General features: G+C 68.9%; 14 protein-coding genes. 7 read left to right on the top strand and 7 right to left on the bottom strand.

All coding sequences use genetic code 11. The features are described from left to right. Positions 1–57 precede the first annotated feature (57 nt). On the top strand, positions 58–1806 hold the full coding sequence (locus AC6JA9_RS09540; protein WP_473566566.1) for an eCIS core domain-containing protein: 1749 nt from the start codon (positions 58–60) through the stop codon (positions 1804–1806). Beyond that, positions 1803–2513, top strand: a complete 711-nt coding sequence (locus AC6JA9_RS09535; protein WP_223747873.1) for a HEAT repeat domain-containing protein — start codon at positions 1803–1805, stop codon at positions 2511–2513. Before AC6JA9_RS09540 ends, AC6JA9_RS09535 begins: the two co-directional genes overlap by 4 nt. A gap of 6 nt (positions 2514–2519) precedes the next feature. Here AC6JA9_RS09535 and AC6JA9_RS09530 read toward each other — a convergent pair whose 3' ends face one another. From AC6JA9_RS09530 to AC6JA9_RS09515, 4 genes are read right to left on the bottom strand one after another with little or no spacing between them, the layout of a single operon-like run. Continuing rightward, the gene (locus tag AC6JA9_RS09530) at positions 2520–3065 is read right to left on the bottom strand and encodes a hypothetical protein (RefSeq protein WP_223747872.1); all 546 of its coding nucleotides are present in this window, start codon (positions 3063–3065) and stop codon (positions 2520–2522) included. Then, complete coding sequence (locus tag AC6JA9_RS09525; RefSeq protein ID WP_473566565.1) at positions 3062–4042, bottom strand: FecR domain-containing protein; 981 nt, start codon at positions 4040–4042, stop codon at positions 3062–3064. The genes AC6JA9_RS09530 and AC6JA9_RS09525 overlap by 4 nt, the downstream gene beginning before the upstream one ends. A gap of 49 nt (positions 4043–4091) precedes the next feature. Beyond that, positions 4092–4643, bottom strand: coding sequence for an RNA polymerase sigma factor (locus tag AC6JA9_RS09520; RefSeq protein ID WP_267697533.1), 552 nt, complete (start codon positions 4641–4643; stop codon positions 4092–4094). A gap of 50 nt (positions 4644–4693) precedes the next feature. Further along, positions 4694–5608, bottom strand: coding sequence for a hypothetical protein (locus tag AC6JA9_RS09515; protein ID WP_497959535.1), 915 nt, complete (start codon positions 5606–5608; stop codon positions 4694–4696). Positions 5609–5685: 77 nt separating this feature from the next. Here AC6JA9_RS09515 and AC6JA9_RS09510 point away from each other — a divergent pair, with 77 nt between their 5' ends. Both AC6JA9_RS09510 and AC6JA9_RS09505 read left to right on the top strand, forming a co-directional pair. After that, a complete protein-coding gene (locus AC6JA9_RS09510) occupies positions 5686–7479 on the top strand; it encodes a DUF1592 domain-containing protein (protein WP_483577212.1) in 1794 nt (597 codons plus the stop codon). Continuing rightward, complete coding sequence (locus AC6JA9_RS09505; protein ID WP_426747762.1) at positions 7476–9083, top strand: DUF1552 domain-containing protein; 1608 nt, start codon at positions 7476–7478, stop codon at positions 9081–9083. The genes AC6JA9_RS09510 and AC6JA9_RS09505 overlap by 4 nt, the downstream gene beginning before the upstream one ends. 1 nt (position 9084) lies before the next feature. On the opposite strand, the gene AC6JA9_RS09500 is transcribed toward AC6JA9_RS09505, so the two are convergent. Both AC6JA9_RS09500 and AC6JA9_RS09495 read right to left on the bottom strand, forming a co-directional pair. Then, on the bottom strand, positions 9085–11340 hold the full coding sequence (locus AC6JA9_RS09500) for a di-heme oxidoredictase family protein (protein ID WP_497959534.1): 2256 nt from the start codon (positions 11338–11340) through the stop codon (positions 9085–9087). Between the two features lie 100 nt (positions 11341–11440). Next, positions 11441–11731, bottom strand: coding sequence for an amidohydrolase family protein (locus AC6JA9_RS09495; RefSeq protein ID WP_408891469.1), 291 nt, complete (start codon positions 11729–11731; stop codon positions 11441–11443). Positions 11732–11855: 124 nt separating this feature from the next. On the opposite strand from AC6JA9_RS09495, the gene AC6JA9_RS09490 reads away from it, so the two are divergent. Continuing rightward, positions 11856–12146, top strand: coding sequence for a hypothetical protein (locus AC6JA9_RS09490; protein ID WP_223784512.1), 291 nt, complete (start codon positions 11856–11858; stop codon positions 12144–12146). On the opposite strand, the gene AC6JA9_RS09485 is transcribed toward AC6JA9_RS09490, so the two are convergent. After that, positions 12122–12742, bottom strand: coding sequence for a hypothetical protein (locus tag AC6JA9_RS09485; protein WP_223784511.1), 621 nt, complete (start codon positions 12740–12742; stop codon positions 12122–12124). The two genes, AC6JA9_RS09490 and AC6JA9_RS09485, sit on opposite strands and share 25 nt — an antisense overlap. A 247-nt stretch (positions 12743–12989) precedes the next feature. Between AC6JA9_RS09485 and AC6JA9_RS09480 the strand changes: the two genes are divergently transcribed. Together AC6JA9_RS09480 and AC6JA9_RS09475 are read left to right on the top strand one after the other, a co-directional pair. After that, complete coding sequence (locus AC6JA9_RS09480) at positions 12990–14090, top strand: M23 family metallopeptidase (RefSeq protein WP_305070926.1); 1101 nt, start codon at positions 12990–12992, stop codon at positions 14088–14090. 368 nt (positions 14091–14458) lie between these two features. After that, positions 14459–16696, top strand: a complete 2238-nt coding sequence (locus AC6JA9_RS09475; protein ID WP_497959533.1) for a glycoside hydrolase family 88 protein — start codon at positions 14459–14461, stop codon at positions 16694–16696. Positions 16697–16703: the final 7 nt, after the last annotated feature.

Here is a 16703-nt window from a genome sequence, read left to right as displayed (position 1 = left end):
ACCTTTCGGCCTGACGGCGTTGTTCCATCGGAGGCACCCGAGCTCGGGAGGCACGCGATGCGAATGCACACCAGGAAGGCCCAGGACCCGGTCCGGTCCAGTGCCCCCCGGCCCATGGCGAGGGTCGGCAAGGGCCTCGTGGGGAATGACGCCGAGCACGTGGCCAGCGCGCCCCTGGGGTCGTGGAGCATCGGCGACATCCCGCTCTTCCCACCCACCGCGCCCCAAACGAAGCTCTCCATCGGAGAGGCACAGGGCCCGCTGGAGCGCGAGGCGGACCGCGTCGCCGACCAGGTGCTGTGCATGCCCGAGCAGGTCGGCCCTGTCGGAACCTCCCCGCTGCAGCTCAGCCGCAAATGCACCTCCTGCGAGGAGGAGGACACAATCCAGACAATGGCCGCCGGGTCCCGGCCCTCGAGCTGGTCACGTGACACGGTGAGCGACGTGCTGCGCTCGTCAGGCCAGCCGCTCGATGCGCAGACCCGGGCCTTCTTCGAGCCGCGCTTCGGGTACGACTTCTCCTCCGTGCGCCTGCACACGGACACCCGGGCCGCGCAGTCCGCCCGGAGCCTGAATGCCCATGCCTATACCGTCGGCCACGACGTGGTCTTCGGCCGGGGGCAGTTCGCGCCAGGAACCCATGAAGGACGGCGCCTGCTGGCCCATGAGCTGACGCATGTGGTGCAGCAGTCCGGCGCGAGGGGACTGCGCTCCGGCAGCCACCAGGACACGCCTCGGGTCTCCGCCGGGGGCGCCTCCACCACGCTCATGAAGAAGGGCTTCGAGAGCACGGTGCAGGTGTGTCACCGGGTCCTCGAATCGAGGAAGTTCGAGGTCACGAACGGCGGCCTGCGCGTCGTGCTGCTCCCTCAGGCCGTGGACCGGGGCGTCCCCAACTGCCGGGACTTCGATTACCACGTCACGTTGACCCGCTCGGTGGACTGGGGGTTCGACCAGGAGATTGGCACCTGCGAGGCCACCACGGGGGGCCCCAGGACCTTCTCCTTCGGCAACCTCTCGTCCGGAACGTATTACCTGACGGTCTGGCGCAACTTCGACCATCCCCACTGCTGCCTCGAAGGGGACCTGATGGTCTTCGACGAAGCAGTCTCGGAGGACTCGTCCGGCTGCACACGCCACAAGTCGCTGTCGGCCATGGACATCGTGCATGGCGCATTGGACCTCGCGGGGTTCATCCCAGTCCTGGGAGCCATTCCCGATGGGGTGAACGCTGGCATCTATGCGTTGGAGGGCGACTGGGCCAACGCGGGGCTCTCGGCGGTGGCCATGGTGCCCGCCTGGGGAGATGGCGTGAAGCTCGGGGCCATCGCGGGCAAGGGGGCCATCAAGGTCTCCGAGAAGGCGGCCTTCCGGCTCGGCGAGGAAGGCATCGCCAAGGGGCTGAAGGAGGTCAAGGCCGCGAGCCAGGCGGAGAAGGCCGCCGTGGAGGCCTCGCAAGGCGCGGCCAAGACAGAGAAGGCCGTCGGCAAGGAGGCCGCCGCCCAGGCCGAGAAGAAGGAGGCCAAGGAGGCCGCCCAGGCGGAACAGGCAGGCAAGGACTCCAAGAAGAAGAAGGACAAGGGCTCGGGAGGGAAATGGACCTGCTACGGCCACAGCGCCGTCTTGCAGATCCCCAGCGCATTGCCTGAGAACAAGTGTCCCTACGATGGCACCTACGTCGACGGCCCTCCCGTAAGCGCCGCCAGCGAGGATGCAGCGTGCCTCGCCGCCAAGCATGCCTTCAATGCGATGATGCCGCGTGGCTGCCGCCCCAAGCACCTTGCCTGCAGGTGTTCGAAGCGATGAAACCCGACCGCAAGCTCGCGAAGAAGTTGGACGCCATCGTCCAGGGAACCCTCGTCGATGGACGGGCCCAGACCGAGGCGCTCGTGGCCTCCGTCGTCAGCGCGGGAGGGACATCGGAGCAGCAGCTCGTCAGGATGCTGGGGGACCCGAGCCTCGACCCCGAGCTTCGCGCGGACATCTGTTGGTTGATTCCGCGGCTGGAGCTCGACGGGGCGCAGACACTGCTCGAACCGCTCATGTCCGAGTCCTCGGACAAGCTCCGGGAGGAGGCGGCGGTGGGACTGGGGCTCGTCGCGCACGACGCCTCCATCGAGGTCCTGCTCAAGGCGATGGAGCAGGATGCCTCCCCATCCGTCCGGCGGGCCGCGCTCCACGCGTTGGGCATCTTCAGTCCACCGCGGGCCGCGCCACACGTGATGAAGCTCCTGCTGGACCCGAGCGAAGATGAAGAGATGAGGGCGGACGCCGCGGAGGCCCTGGCCCACTTCAGACATGAGGGCATCGTGGAGGTCCTCATCGACCAGCTCCGGGACGCGTCCGCGAAGGTGCGCTACTCGGCGGCCTATTCGCTCGGACAACAGGGTGATGCAAAGGCCATCGAGCCGCTGCGAGAGGTCTCGCTGAGAGACCATGCCGCCACGCCGTGGGGCAGCGTCTCATCCAGCGCACGGAACGCCCTCGATGAGCTGGAGGGCCGCGACGCCTGAGGCACGTCAGGGGGCGCTCGATGCCTGGACGACCAGGGCATCCAGCTCGATGACATCGCCCACGGTCCCTTCGTCGCCCGTCACCTCCACGGACACCCGCGCCGTTCCCTCCGGAGCCGTCAGCTCGAGCGCGGTCCGCACCCACTGCCCGGAGAGCACCGGGCTGGTGAGCGTCTGCGCCTGCAGCTCCTCGCCGTCCGAGTCACGCCAGCTGACCTTCAGCTGCGCGACGACCGAGCGTGCCGTGGTCCCTCGTGCCCAGAAAGAAACACGGTGTGCCCCCGGCGCCGCGGCGAACCCCGGCCAGTTGTCCAGGTGAACACCCCAGCCATACGGCTCTGTCACCTCCACGCGCAGGACCGCCTCACCCTCTCTCGCGTCGGTGGACGCCCTCGAAGCGGTGACGCCGTACCACGCGGTCCACACTCCGAGCCCTGTCTCCAGGGAAGCGGTCTCGGCGTCGAGCAGGTTGGAGGTCGGCGCATGGTCGATGACGACCTCCCCGCAGGCGGTCAGCGCGATGGCCAGACACAGCAGGCTCCGGCGACTCATCGCTCCCGCCCTTCGCAGGACAGCGTCCCACGCGCACGTTGGACGGCCTCCGCGTAGCGTCCGCGCCGGAACTGCTCTTCATGCCGGGACCAGTGCGCACAGGCCCGCTGCGCATCCTTCAGCTGATACGTCAACAACGAGCCCAGCTCGAAGCTGAGGCGCTCGCGCGTCGCCACCGGCTGCTGGCGCATCGACTCCTCGATGTACCGCGCCGCATGCTCGAACTCGTGGCGACCGCGAAGGACCTCCAGCTCTCGCAAGACCTCGTCCACGCTCGGAGCACGAACCAACGTCGAGGGAGCGCGAGAGGGAACGACCTTCGGCGTCGGCGGCGTCGCTAGCGCGGGAGGCGGTCTCGACTCGGGAAGCGCTGGCTCGGGGGATACAGGCACAAGAAGCACTGGCTCGTCGGATTTGACCACGGGCCACGCCAACCTCTGCCCCACCTGCACGGGCACCACTTCGCCACCGAGCTGGCGAAAGACAATGGCTCCCTCGTGCAGCGTGACGGTGCCTTCCCTCCCTTTCTCCTCTACCGTGAAGCGCGTGCCCATGACCTCGATGGCGCCGCCCGACACGAGCACGACCGCGGGGAGCGCATCTGTCGGGCGATGATTCACCGAGAACTCCGCGCGCCCCCGGACCAGCCGAACACCTGTGGGCTCCCGACGAACGACGAGCGCTCCCTGGTTCCGGACAGTGATGCCTCGGGACGCGTCCAGCAGCGTGGCCTCGCCCCCTTGAATCACCACCCCCTCGGAGTCCTCCCGAACCAACAGGTCGGCGCTCGCCTGCGCGACCTCGAGCCCGCCCACGGAGCGCGGCGCAGGAGCCCGCGTGAAGAACACCACGAGGGCCACCGCGACCGTCGACACAACGAGCCCCCAGGACACCGGACGCCTGTGCCACGCGGTGGGCCTGGGCTCGCGTGCGTCCCGCAGCCGCGCGCCCACCCGGGCACGGACAGCGGGCGGCATCCCTTGCTCGCGGCGAAGGGCTTCTTCACGCCGCAGCTCTGCGCGGAGGTCACGGGGCGCCATCGTCCACCTTCCAGCCCCAGGCCGTCAGGCGGCCCTGGGCGCGGCTGATCAACTTCGACACGTAGCCCTCTGACAGCGAGAGGAGCTGGGCAATCTCGCGCTGGCTCAAGTCGTCCAGGAGCTTCAAGGTCATCACCACCCGCTCCTGCCCCGGCAGGCGGTCCAACGTCGCCGTGGCGCTGCTCACCGCTTCCCTGCGCTCGAGGGCCGCATCCGGCGTGGACTCCGGCGGTGTGGAGGACTCCGGAAACAAGAAGCTGGCGATGCGCTGTCGGAACGTCTTCTCGCGACGCAGGGCCGAGAACGCCACGTTCTGCGTGACGCGAAAGAGCCAGCCCCGCACATCCTCCTCGCGCAGCCAGGTCTGGTGCTCCCAGGCCTTCAGGAACACGTCATGCGTGACGTCTTCGGCCCACCCCGTACGGCCCGCCGCGTACCGCATCGCCCACACGTAGACGTCCTCGACGTGCGCCTCGTAGAGCGCGTCGAAGGACACGGGCCGGGCAGGCAGGGCCTTGAAGTGGACAGCACGCGACATCCATCACCTGCGAACCTACGAATGAGGCGGAAGGAACTTTCCTCCGGAGGCTACAGCCCCCACGAGAGCTGCACGCCGGTTTCGAGCCTCGCCCCTCCTCGTGACCACAGTGTCTCGCCCTCGCGCACATGCGTCACGGGCCGCAGCAGCCCCAGGGCCACGCGCACCTCCGCGGCGAGACGCTCGGTGAACCGCCAGCCGAGCTTCATCCGGGCCCAGCCCGCGGGAGAGACCTGGGTACCGCGCGGCTCCGACACCCAGGTGTCCTCGAGCCGGAAGGCATGGACGACGAGGCCCGCGCCCACCGCCGGCTCCAGTCGCAGGCGCTCCGTCACGGCGTGGCGATAGCTGAAGAACGCACCACCCTGCACCTCGACCACGTTCAGCGCCGGCTCGCGGGACACACCGAGCCCCGCCTCCACATCCAGTCCCAGGTCCCCCAGCCCCCACCTGGCCGAGAGCAGGAGGTGTGGAGCCACCCCGGGTCCGCCCCAGAGCGTCCCCAACCCCAAGCCCAGGTCCACCCCGGATGCGTGCACCGGCGGGGCAGCGGCCACCTCCACGGGAGGCTGGAGCACCGGCTCGGGCGGGGACGGCTCAGGCTCCGGCTCGGGCTGCACCGCGCGTGTCATCTCGGCGAGCTTCTGCGCGACCTCCAGATGGAGCTCCGCGATGGAGCCCCGGCCCACGCGCACACGTTGTTCCACGCGTTGCCGCGGTCCGACGGCCTCCAGCAACAGTCCATCGGGAGTCCGGCTCGCGCGCAGCCGAAGCTGGGCCGGGCCGCGTGGGGAGACGACCGCGAAGCCCTCCTGAATCAGCCGCAGGGCCACCTTCCGCTCCAGCTCCACTCCGTCCCAGCGCCGATAGTCCTGATCCGGGAGCGCGCGAAGGTCGAAGGAAACAGACACCACCGGGGACTGGGTCAGGACGACGAGGGAGAGCGCGCAGAGCAAGGCGGTCATGCGGTGTCGGCGAGAGTACCGTCGGCCGTGTCCCTTCGGGCAGGAAAGTATTTTCGGCCTCGGGAGTAGCCAGGGACATGACGCTCCTTCGCTCCGTGAGCATCCTTCTTCTTTGCGCTGGCGTGGCCGCCTGTGAGGGCTCCGCGAAGAACAACCACCATGTCGGCGGAGGTGAAGGCGGAGGTGGCGAACCCGAGCCTCCGACCCCGTCCGACGCCATCCGTCCGGCACCCGCGAAGTTCTCCTGCGACACGAGCGCCGTCCCCACGGAGCTTCCGTTGCCCCGGCTGTCCCGGAAGCAGCTGATGAACTCGCTGCGCTCCGCCGTCGACCGCGCGCTGCCGGAAGAAGCCGATGCCATCTGGACGAAGCTCACCCCCATCCTCGCCCGCTACCCCACGGACCAGCGCACCCCCGCGCCCGGCGACGTGAAGGGCGGCTTCAGCCGGCTGGACCAGTCCATCCAGCAGACCCAGGTCGACGTCATGTACGACCTGGGCAAGGCCGTGGCCCAGGAGCTCACCAGCACCGACGCGCGCCGCGACGCGCTGCTGGGCCACTGCGCGAGCGACAGCCAGACCTCCAACGACCGGGCCTGTCTGGAGTCCTTCCTCCGAGGCTGGGGCGCCCGCGTCCTGCGCCATCCCTTGTCCACCGCGGAGGTCACCGTCTTCGCGGACATCGCGGGCACCACGCCCGTGGACAGGGCCGCGGTGGCGGACGTCATCACCACCCTGCTGAACTCGCCCGGGTTCCTCTACCGGATCGAGCACGGCACCACCGCCGGCCAGCCCGCGAGTCCCCTCTCCGCGTTCGAGCTGGCCGCGAAGCTGTCCTACCAGTTCTGGCAGGCGCCTCCGGACGACGCGCTCTGGGCCTCGGCGGAGGATGGCTCGCTCCTGACGGAGAGCGGCTTCGAGGCCCAGCTCGACCGGATGCTCCAGAGCCCCCGACTGCGCGGCTCGCTGGACGAGTTCGTCAGCGAGTGGCTGCGCCTGGATGAGCTGCCGTCCCTGGTAGCGCTCCGGAACGACCCCATCTACCGCTCCTTCGTCGGCGCGCAGATGCCCACGGACGCCACGCGCACCGCGATGTTCGAGGACGTCCAGCTCTCCGCGTGGAGCACCCTCGTGTCGGGCGGCTCGGTGAGCGACTTCCTGAACGACCGGCGGTCCTACACGGCCGACCCCTTCCTGGCCGGCATCTACGGTGTCCCCGTCTGGGATGGCTCGGGTCCAGCGCCCGTCATCCCCTCCCAGAATCGCAGCGGCCTGCTCACCCGCGCGGCGCTGCTGGCCACGGGCACCGCGTCGACGCGTCCCATCCACAAGGGCTACCTGGTGCGCAACGCGCTGCTCTGCCAGCAGGTCGGCGCCCCACCGCCCAACGCCAGCGACAGGCCCCCCGCGCCGACGGACCGCATGACGACGCGGCAGGTGGTGACCCAGCTCACCTCCGGAGGCAGCTGCGGGGGATGCCACAACAACTCCATCAATCCCCCGGGCTTCGTGCTGGAGGGGTTCGATGCGCTGGGACGCGAGCGCGGCGTGGAGCGGCTGTTCAACCCGCAGGGCCAGGAGACGGCCGCGCCCGCCGTGGACACCTCCGCGGACGTGTGGCTCTACGACTCCGAGCAGCGGGTCATCTCCAACGCCGCGGAGCTGTCGCGGATGGTCGATGAGAGCCAGCTCTTCGAGTCCTGCGTCGCGCAGCACTACTTCCGCTTCGCGCACGCTCGCGTGGAGTCCACCTCTCGCGATGGCTGCCTGCTCTCGGAGCTGGAGTCCGTCGCGCGCAGCGGCGCGCCGATGGCCGACCTGCTGAAGACCATCGCCCGACACCCCACCTTCAAGCAGAGGAGCTTCCAGTGAGCAACACACCTGTCATCCGATGGGACCGCCGCATGTTCCTGCGCGGCGCGGGCGGCGCCGTGCTGGCGTTGCCGCTGCTCCCCTCGCTCTTGAGTCCCCGCGAGGCGAAGGCCCAGGCCGCTCAGCGCCCGAAGTGCTTCGTGCACTTCCGCACCCCTCACGGCGCCATCTTCGGCGCGAGCATGTGGCCGACGGACGCCGCGCTGACGCAGAGCCTGTTCTACGCGGACCACGACGTCCGGAGGGGAGACCTGGTCGCGACGGCCAACGCGAGCGGTGACGCGGCCATCAGCCGGGTGCTCACCGCGAGGTCGTCCGTGCTCACGCCCACGCTCGTCTCGAAGATGAACATCCTGCGGGGGCTCGATTACCCCCTGTACATGGGTCACAACTTCGGCGCCCCGCTGGGCTACTACGACTTCGACAAGCAGCGGCCCGGCTCCCCCCGAGCGACCATCGACCAGGTGATGGCCTACTCCCCGGCGTTCTATCCAAGCGTCGCCTCCGTCCGGAAGCGGAGCGTCGCCATCGCCGGCTCGGGCACGTCGACGGGCAGCTGGGGATACAGCACGCCCGGGGTCCGCTCCTCCGGCGTGGCCACGAGCGCCATCGGCGGCACGGAGAGCTCACTCGCCCTCTTCGACACCCTGCTGGCCGGGACGAGCAGCCCCGGCACCACCCGGCCCTCCGTGGTGGACAAGGTCCTGGAGAGCTACCGGCGGCTGCGCAACGGCAACGGTCGGCTCTCGGCCGAGGACAAGCGGCGACTCGACCAGCACATCGACGCCGTCGCCGAGCTGCAGCGCCGCCTGGAGACCACCAGCGCCGGTTGCCAGGTGCCGGCCCGCCCCACCACCGACAACCTGTCGCTGCGAAACTCCAGCGCCTTCGCGGGCGACCCCGCGATGAACGTCGAGTACTTCCGGCTCATCAACGAGGTGCTCGCGGTGGCGATGAACTGCGGCGTCTGCCGCGTCGCCACCCTGAGCATCGACGAGAACAACCAGAACCTGACCTTCACCCCACGCGCGCCGCAGGGAGAGGACTGGCACAACAACGTCGTGCACCCCTCGACGGTGCCCGGGGCCAACCAGGACCTGGTGGTCCAGTTCAACCAGGTCTTCTTCTCGCAGGTGTTCCTCGACCTCGTCTCCCGCTTCGAGCGGTTCTCGAACGGCGCGGGCGGGACGCTGCTGGATGACGCGCTCATCGCGTGGGGCCAGGAGAACGGCAACACGCCACACTTCTCCTTCTCCGTCCCGGTCGTCACCGCCGGCAGCGCGGGGGGCGCCCTGAAGACAGGCAGCTACTGCGACTACCGGAACATCACGCGCAAGGTGAGCGGCGACTCGAGCACGGGCAGCGAGGGCAGCTTCCTGTGGGCGGGTCTGCTCTACAACCAGTGGCTCGGCACCGCGCTCCAGGCGATGGGCATCCCGAAGTCGGAGTGGAGCGAGACGGACCACCCCGGCTACGGCTGGAAGGCGTCATACCAGTCCACCTACGAGTACCTCTTCACGAACAAGGGCTTCAGCTCGGCGCAGGCCTACCCGGCGTCGATGTGGCAGAAGACCGGAGAGCTCCTGCCGTTCCTCGCGCCCTGAATCAGAGCGACTGGATGAACCTGAGCAGCGCCGCGCGCTGGGCGGCGCTCGCGGTGCGGAAGGCCTCCTTGGAGGACTCGGCCTCTCCTCCGTGCCACAGGATGGCCTCGGAGAGGCTGCGCGCGCGGCCATCGTGCAGATAGGCCTCGCCGCCGCTGACGCCCGCCGTCAGGCCGATGCCCCAGAGGGGCGGCGTGCGCCACTCCGCGCCCGACGCCCCCTCCTCCGGGAGGTTGTCCGCCAGCCCCGCGCCCAGGTCATGCAACAGCAGGTCCGTGTAGGGGCGAATCACCTGGCTCCGCAGCTCGGCGTAGGGGTGGTACGGGCTGGTCGTCAACGTCGAGACGTGGCACCGCGCGCAGCCCATGCCCCCGAAGAGGCTCTCCCCCTGGAGCGCCTGGGCGTCACCGAGATTGCGGCGCGCGGGGACTCCGAGCAGCGCGATGTAGCGCACCATCTTCTCCAGGTCCGCGTCCGCCAGCTCGGTGCTCGCGCCCGCGCAGGTCTGCTGCGAGCCACAATCCGGCATGGGGAAGACAGACGTGGTGACGCCCATGTCGACATTGAGCGCGTTCGCGACCTGATGTCGGAGCCTCGCCTTGCCCGCCTTCCAGCCGAAGCGCCCCGCGCGCGTCTGCCCAGTCTGCGGGTCCACCACCGTCTGCACGCGGCCGGAGATGCCATCGCCGTTGGCGTCATTCGGGTCAGCGAGGCTGGCCAGCGTGTTCTCATCGATGGCCTCCAACAAACCCAGGCCGACGAGGGGCGGCGTGATGCGAGCCGAGTGGTGCGTGGGAACAGGCCCGGTGAAGGCGTAGACCGGGCGCCGCAGCTGATAGCCCGTGCCGTCGCCATACGTGCCGTTCGTCACCGTCCAGCCCGAGATGCTCACGCTGCCCTCGGGGGTCCCCTGGGTGCTCTGCGGCTGGAGGACCCATCCCAACGCCGGATGCGCCGTCACCGTGGTGCCGACGGCCCCCACCCTGACGGTGTGGCGCAGGGGCGGCGCGACGACGACGTGGCCATGGGGGCTGGCTCCAGTGGAGTCCGCGCCGTTCACCGTGATGCTCACCGGGGACGTGGTGCTCAGCCCTCCCGAGGAATTGCCGATGGTGAAGTAGTACTGCACGACCGAGCCCGCCGGGACGTTGGTGAGCACCTGGGTGTTCGTGCCGGAGCTGTCACGCGCCATCCGGAAGCTCTGCTGCGAGCCCCCGTTGAGCCGGTAGTGCACGTCCGCCCAGGGCGCGGCGTTCACATAGAACCGCACGGTGTACAGGGACGTCGCCGGGTCCGGCGGGAGCGCGCGGCCATTGTTGATGTGGCAGGCCACGCAGCTGCGAGCGATATAGGAGGGGCCCAGCTTGTTCTGCTGCGCGGTGAAGCTCGGGTTGCCAGCCTCCGAGTGGGTGCCGTCCGCGAAGTCGGTGTGATGCAGGCGCCGGCCCTCGACGAACGGCTGGGCATTCACCGGCGCCAGGTTGGTCGCCATCTGCTTGAACAGGTGCGCCGGCTCGTTCGAGTAGTTGTAGCCCAGCGTCGTGCGCCCACCCAGCCACGCCGTCTCCGCGAGGGGGAACGAGTCCAGGTTCGCCCCCCTTCCCTCCCAGGGCACCATGCCGCCCTGGCCCACGATGTAGAGGAACGCCGTGCCGTAGTAGTTGGCGCGCCCCACCACGGGAGGCAGCATGAAGGGGCTGATTTCAATCTCCATGCGGTCGCCCACCTGCAGCCGCCGGTTCTCCTTCGCGTTGTAATTGATGGTGGCCGTGTAGCGCAGGGGGTCCACCTGCGCCATGTCCACGTTGAACCAGTATTGAGAGAGCACCGCCTGGCCTTGGTAGAACGCGCGGAAGTCCGGCGTGTCCAGGGGCCAGAGCGAGGTGATGTTGACGGTGATGTCGTTGCCGCCCCTGGCCACCCTGTCGATGACCTCGATGCTGTACGTGCGGTACTCGAAGTACAGCGGCAGGTAGTGCTCGTAGCTCTGGAACTGTGACTCCCGCGCGTGGCGATCTCTCGACCGGTCCGCGAGCCGGGTGATGAGCGCCGTGGGTGTATCCACCACCAGCGCGGGCTCCAGCGGAGTGCTGGCGTCGAAGAGCGGGACCACCGGGGCCAGGGGCGCCACGGTGGAGGAGGCTTCCGGCGGCGCTTCCTCCTGATGCGCCTGGGGCGCGTTCCCACAGGCGCCCATGAACAACCCCAGGATGGCCAGACTCCAAGCCGCCGCGCGTGTGCTGGAAGGCTCTCTCATGCCAGGGATTATATCCCGGCGAAATCAGCAATTCGAGAACTCACGGATGGACGTTTCGCATCCCTCCCATGTCTGTTTGAAATCAGATATCGGCGGGGCCTCACCGGGTCGCGGCATCCCCCCGTCTGCGTGGAGCTCCGGCGTCCAGGACCACCTGTCCGTCCTTCATCACGAAGCGCACCTGCCTCAGCGCGTGGATGTCCTTCAGCGGGTCGCCCTCTACCGCGACCAGGTCCGCGAGCTTGTTCGGCTCCACCGAGCCGAGCTGGTCCTGCAGGCGCAGCAGCTCCGCCGCGTTCAGGGGCTCGGCGCGCAGGGCGAGGCGCGTGGGCACCTCGGGCTCCAGGCCCCATGCCGGAAGAGGAAGGCTCCACCAGAGGAGCGTGCCCATGACAGTCGTCCACTGCCGCCGGGAACGATGGAACAAGGTGTGACGCTCCCGGTGCGCGGTGTCCAGTCACTGTGAGCGCCCGGACCTGTCTGCTGAAGACGGTCACCTCGCGACGCCCCTGGCCATGTATCTTCGCCAGCGCGATACGGCCAGGCCTCCTCGCGCGTCCTCACCCGTCGGGCTCTTCACCGCCGCCGCGCTGGCGTCCAGCGGAGGGGCGCTCGCGGACAATCCGCCGCTGACGGGCTCCGTGCTGTTCAGCGGCGCGGTGTCGAACGCCATCGGCTTCGACTCGTTCCTGTCAAAGCGACTGGAGCGCTCGGGGCGGCGGCTGTCGGGAAGGCCTTCGCGCGCGGCATGGGTTCGCTCCGCGCCGGCGCGACCGGAGGCCTACAGGACGATGGCGGGGATGTAGATGACGCCGCTCGGCAGCCAGATGCGGAACACCATCCCACGAATGAGGTCCTCCAGCGTGGCGGCGCCGGGGGGCTTGCCTCCAATGAGGACCCGCGCCGCAGGGACAGGCCCACCCTCGGGCCTCGTCAGCGAGGTGGTCTCGAACGTCGCGACGACCCGAGCGACCTCCTGCCCCGCCAGGTCGAAGAACCCGACGCTCCCCGAGTACGTGCCCACCTGGATGTCACCCGCCTTCGCCGTGGCCCTCAGCCGGTAGTAGCCCACCGGGATGTTCGAGGAGGGCGAATCCAGGTAGACGAAGGCCACGTCCACGCCCTGGGCGTATTGCAGGGCGGAGACGTTCTCGAGCCCGACGACAGCCCCCGCCGAGGCGACATACAGGTCCGAGGTCGCCGTCGAAATCCGCCCGACATGGATGGGGACTCCCGCCTCCTGCGCCGCCACCGAGAGGGCTCCCGGCAGGTCCGCGCAGGACAGGGATGACTCCGCGAGAGGCGACCCGGAGGCTTGTCCAGGCGCGGCGGCCCAGACGGGATTCGAAGCAAGGAACAGCGTCGCGACAAGCGCCGCGCACTCGAACGTGAGGCTCTTCATGGACATCTCCAATGGAGAACGACTGTGATTGAAACAGCCTCGGGGCACACAACGGCAGTCGCCCCCCACTCGCGAAGTCACCCGGATGCGCCGGACAGCCCTCGCGGTGTGGAGCCCCACCTCGAATCATCCCCTGGAGGTTGAAACCAACGTACGATTCAAATCGTACTTTGTCAACGCGGCGCTCCTCCTCATCCGTCAAGCATCCACGTGGATGAGCCTGGGTGCCGACCATAATGTCGGCACCATGCGCCCCACTCCATCGACGCTTCGCCTCCCGACAGTGTTCCTCGCGCTGGCCCTCCAGGCCTGCGCGGGAGACCCGAGGCCGCTCCCGGAGCCACCCCAGGAGGAGGTGAGCCCGGTGCTGGCCGTCCCGGCAGGGATGGGGCACTACTGCAGCATGCGCTGGCCGGAGCAGGGCTGGGCCTTCGCCTGGGAGCCCACCACGGACTCGGCCCCCTGCGAGCAGCTTCGCGCACAGTCCGCGGGCGGCAGCGTCGTCCGGGCCGGTCTCTACTCCGCCCAGGGACGCAACAACGTCATCTCACGGTGCGCGGACGGAACGGTGGGGCTGTGGAGCGGCCTGGGCGCCTCCCCGCTCCAGTCCGCCCATGCAGACGCCACGAACCACCAGCGCCAGGGCTGCGTGTTCACCGCGGCGCCCGACGCGCTGCCCATCTTCGATGCGCCCTTCTCGTTGCTGACGCGCGTGTTCCACGCGACGGGCTTCGACTTCGCGCAGGACGTCCCCCTGGACGTCGCCGACTTCGGCCAGACGGGCTCGGCGAGCGCGCACATCGTGGACCACCTGGGGCGGGACCAGTCGAATGCCAACTTCGTCAACAACCACGATGGCCATGACTGGGGGATGGTGACCGGCACGCCCATCCTCGCCGTGGCCAACGGCACGGTCCTCCTCGCCAGGGACCGGGAGGTCCCCTGCGCCTCTCCCATCCAGAAGGAGGTCTACGTCCAGCACGACGTCGGTGCGGGTGAATACCTGGAGCGGTTCGTGAGCTACTACGCCCACTTCAAGTCCTACGTCGTCACGGACGGGCAGGTCGTCAAGAAGGGCCAGGTGCTCGGCTACGCGGGCACCACGGGGTGCTCGTCCGGCCCCCACCTGCACCTGGCCGTGGCGCGCCTGACGAACACCGCGTCGGAGTACCGTCGGGACTACTCGATTCCGAGCACGGACCACCCACCCATGACGAGCAACATCGAAATCTATGGGTGGGCCGCGCCCAGCGGCTTCGACCCGTGGGCGTGGCGCAATCATCCCAGCGGCGCCCTCAGCATCCACCTGTGGAACGAGGGACAGGCGCCCGTGAACCCCAACTTCTGACGGGCGCCCCCGTGCTCACAACGCGATGGTGCGAATACCCCGCGACCTCCCAACCTCGCGGCCCCTTGGACAGGCACAGCGTCGGAACATTCGCCGCTCAGCCCTTCTCCTTCCGGGTGGCGAAGAGCCCGTAGCGCACGAGCGTGAAGAGGAGGAAGTAGCCGAGCGCCATCAGTCAGCAGGGCCCGCGTGAGCCACATTGCGTACTCCACCCGATACGCAATGCCACTGCTGGACCAGGTGTCCACCCCTCCCATCGAAATCACCCTCCATGCTCGAGAGGAGGGGTGGAAATGAATCTTCGTGCGAGAACATGGACGTTTCTCTGGGGGCTCGGTTGCCTGCTCTTCGCGAGCAGCAGCCCTGCCATGGACGAGGCGACAGCGAATCGTGCCCTGCAATTCGCCCAGCAGCAGGCGACCAGGACGGACGCGCTGGTACCCGCGGGCCGCTATCCCCAGGCCACCACGAACGGTGGGTGGACCACCTTCGATGCCGCCGCGCCCATTGAATGGACCCAGGGATTCTTCCCCGGCGAGCTCTGGTATCTCTTCGAGGACTCGGGCATCGCCACCTTCAAATCCCTGGCGGCCGCCCGGACGGCGCCGCTGAAGGTCCAGCAGACCAACTCGACGACACACGACACGGGCTTCAAGCTCATCACCAGCTTCGGCAACGCGTACCGCCTCACGGGCGACGAGACCCAGCGGCAGGTGCTGCTCACGGGCGCCGCGTCGCTGGCCAAGCGCTACAACGCCAGGCTGGGCGTCATCGTGTGTTGCGATTGGAACCGGCCCGTGTGGCTGGCGCCCATCTTCGTGGACACGATGATGGACCTCGAGCTGCTCCTCTGGGGCGCCGCGCACGGGGGGCAGGCCGCCTGGCGGGACATGGCCGTCAACCACGCGCTCAAGACGCTCAGCGTGCTCGTCCGCTCGGACGGCAGCTCCTTCCACATGGCGGACTTCGACCCGAACACGGGCGCCATGCGCCTGCGCGGCACGTTCCAGGGCGCCTCGAACTCCTCCACCTGGGCCCGAGGGCAGACCTGGCTCATGTATGGCTACACCATGGTGTGCCGCTACACGCGCGACACGCGCATGCTGGCCGCGGCCCAGAAGACCACCGACTGGTACCTGAGCCACCTGCCTGCGGACATGGTTCCCATCTGGGACTTCAATGCTCCGGCGAGCCAGCAGTACAAGGACACCTCCGCGGCCGCCGTCGCCGCCTCGGCCCTGTTGGAATTGAGCAACTACGTCACGGACACGGCCACCCGGCAGCGCTATCGGGACGCGGCCCTCCGCATGCTCGATGCGCTCAGCGCCGCGCCCTACCTCGCCAGCGGGACGAGCAAGGCCAGCGTCCTCCAGCACGCCGTGGGAAACCTGCCCGCGGGCAAGGAGATTGACGTGGGCCTCATCTACGGGGACTACTATTTCGTCGAGGCCCTCCAGCGCTTCAAGCAACAGGACCGCCTGCTGGCGGGCTGGGGCGCGCGCACCAGCTTCCCGGCGGGGGTCCATGACCTGGGGACCCAGAACACCGGCGTCGTCACGGTGGAGTTCGACGTGACGCCACGGCGCTACCCCATCGATGGCGTCATCGGCTACGCCGACACGTCCACCACCGTCACGGGCTTCTCCAGCATGGCCATGGGCATCCGGATGAACACGGACGGCCGCTTCGACGTGCGCAATGGAGGGGGCTACGCCGCGCTCACCCCAGTGCCCTACGCGTTCGACACCACGTACCACGTACGCATGGTGACGAACCTCGACACCAGGCGCTACAGCGTCTGGGTACGTCCGCCGGGCGGCGCCGAAGTCCAGCTCGCCAGCAACTACGCCTTCCGCTCGGACGCGCCCGCCACGGATGACCTCGGCAAGGTGGTGCTCAACAGCACCACCGCGAACGACGCGTACACGGTGACCCGTCACACGGTGTCAGGTGCCTCTTCGATGGCCTGGCCCTCGCGGGTCGATTTCTCGGCGGCCGTGCATGGGCTGGGGACGAGCAACACCGGCACGGTGACGACCGAGTTCGACGTGACGCCGGCCCTCAGCCTCATGGATGGCGTCATCGGCTACGCCGACACCTCCACCACCATCACGTCGTTCTCCAGCTCCGCCATGCTCATCCGGATGAGCACGGACGGCCGCTTCGACGCGCGCGACGGAGACCGCTACGCCGCGCTCACCACCGTCCCCTACACCGCCAACGCGACGTACCACGTGCGGATGGTGACGGACCTCGACGCCAGACGTTACAGCGTCTGGGTGCGCCCGCCGGGCGGCGCCGAAATCCAGATCGCGAACAACTACGCCTTCCGCTCGAACGCCCCTTCGACGAATGACCTGGGGAAGGTGACGCTCAATGGCACGACGGGCAATGACACCTATGTCGTGAGGAACCACGTCGTCAGGAGCGGGGCGGCCGCCGAGCCCACGCCCGACGCCGAGGCCCTCGGTGAGGTGCTCCCGCCCGAGGACTCACCGCAGGTACAGGGGGGCTGCGCCGCCAGCCCCGGCCCCGGGGCGCTGGCCCTCTGCGGCGTGGTGCTATGGCTGACGCGTCGGCGCGGGCGCTCACGCATCGCGGCCTGAGGGCACC

Source organism: Myxococcus sp. MH1 (genome assembly GCF_059738865.1).
This window is presented reverse-complemented; position numbering and strand designations above follow the sequence as displayed.

What these genes read in the sequence shown, in the direction of transcription:
- AC6JA9_RS09540 (WP_473566566.1), top strand. Translation starts at nt 58, where the DNA reads ATGCGAATGCACACCAGGAAGGCCCAGGACCCGGTCCGGTCCAGTGCC.
- AC6JA9_RS09535 (WP_223747873.1), top strand. Translation starts at nt 1,803, where the DNA reads ATGAAACCCGACCGCAAGCTCGCGAAGAAGTTGGACGCCATCGTCCAG.
- AC6JA9_RS09530 (WP_223747872.1), bottom strand. Translation starts at nt 3,065, where the DNA reads ATGAGTCGCCGGAGCCTGCTGTGTCTGGCCATCGCGCTGACCGCCTGC.
- AC6JA9_RS09525 (WP_473566565.1), bottom strand. Translation starts at nt 4,042, where the DNA reads ATGCCGCCCGCTGTCCGTGCCCGGGTGGGCGCGCGGCTGCGGGACGCA.
- AC6JA9_RS09520 (WP_267697533.1), bottom strand. Translation starts at nt 4,643, where the DNA reads ATGTCGCGTGCTGTCCACTTCAAGGCCCTGCCTGCCCGGCCCGTGTCC.
- AC6JA9_RS09515 (WP_497959535.1), bottom strand. Translation starts at nt 5,608, where the DNA reads ATGACCGCCTTGCTCTGCGCGCTCTCCCTCGTCGTCCTGACCCAGTCC.
- AC6JA9_RS09510 (WP_483577212.1), top strand. Translation starts at nt 5,686, where the DNA reads ATGACGCTCCTTCGCTCCGTGAGCATCCTTCTTCTTTGCGCTGGCGTG.
- AC6JA9_RS09500 (WP_497959534.1), bottom strand. Translation starts at nt 11,340, where the DNA reads ATGAGAGAGCCTTCCAGCACACGCGCGGCGGCTTGGAGTCTGGCCATC.
- AC6JA9_RS09495 (WP_408891469.1), bottom strand. Translation starts at nt 11,731, where the DNA reads ATGGGCACGCTCCTCTGGTGGAGCCTTCCTCTTCCGGCATGGGGCCTG.
- AC6JA9_RS09490 (WP_223784512.1), top strand. Translation starts at nt 11,856, where the DNA reads ATGTATCTTCGCCAGCGCGATACGGCCAGGCCTCCTCGCGCGTCCTCA.
- AC6JA9_RS09485 (WP_223784511.1), bottom strand. Translation starts at nt 12,742, where the DNA reads ATGAAGAGCCTCACGTTCGAGTGCGCGGCGCTTGTCGCGACGCTGTTC.
- AC6JA9_RS09480 (WP_305070926.1), top strand. Translation starts at nt 12,990, where the DNA reads ATGCGCCCCACTCCATCGACGCTTCGCCTCCCGACAGTGTTCCTCGCG.
- AC6JA9_RS09475 (WP_497959533.1), top strand. Translation starts at nt 14,459, where the DNA reads ATGGACGAGGCGACAGCGAATCGTGCCCTGCAATTCGCCCAGCAGCAG.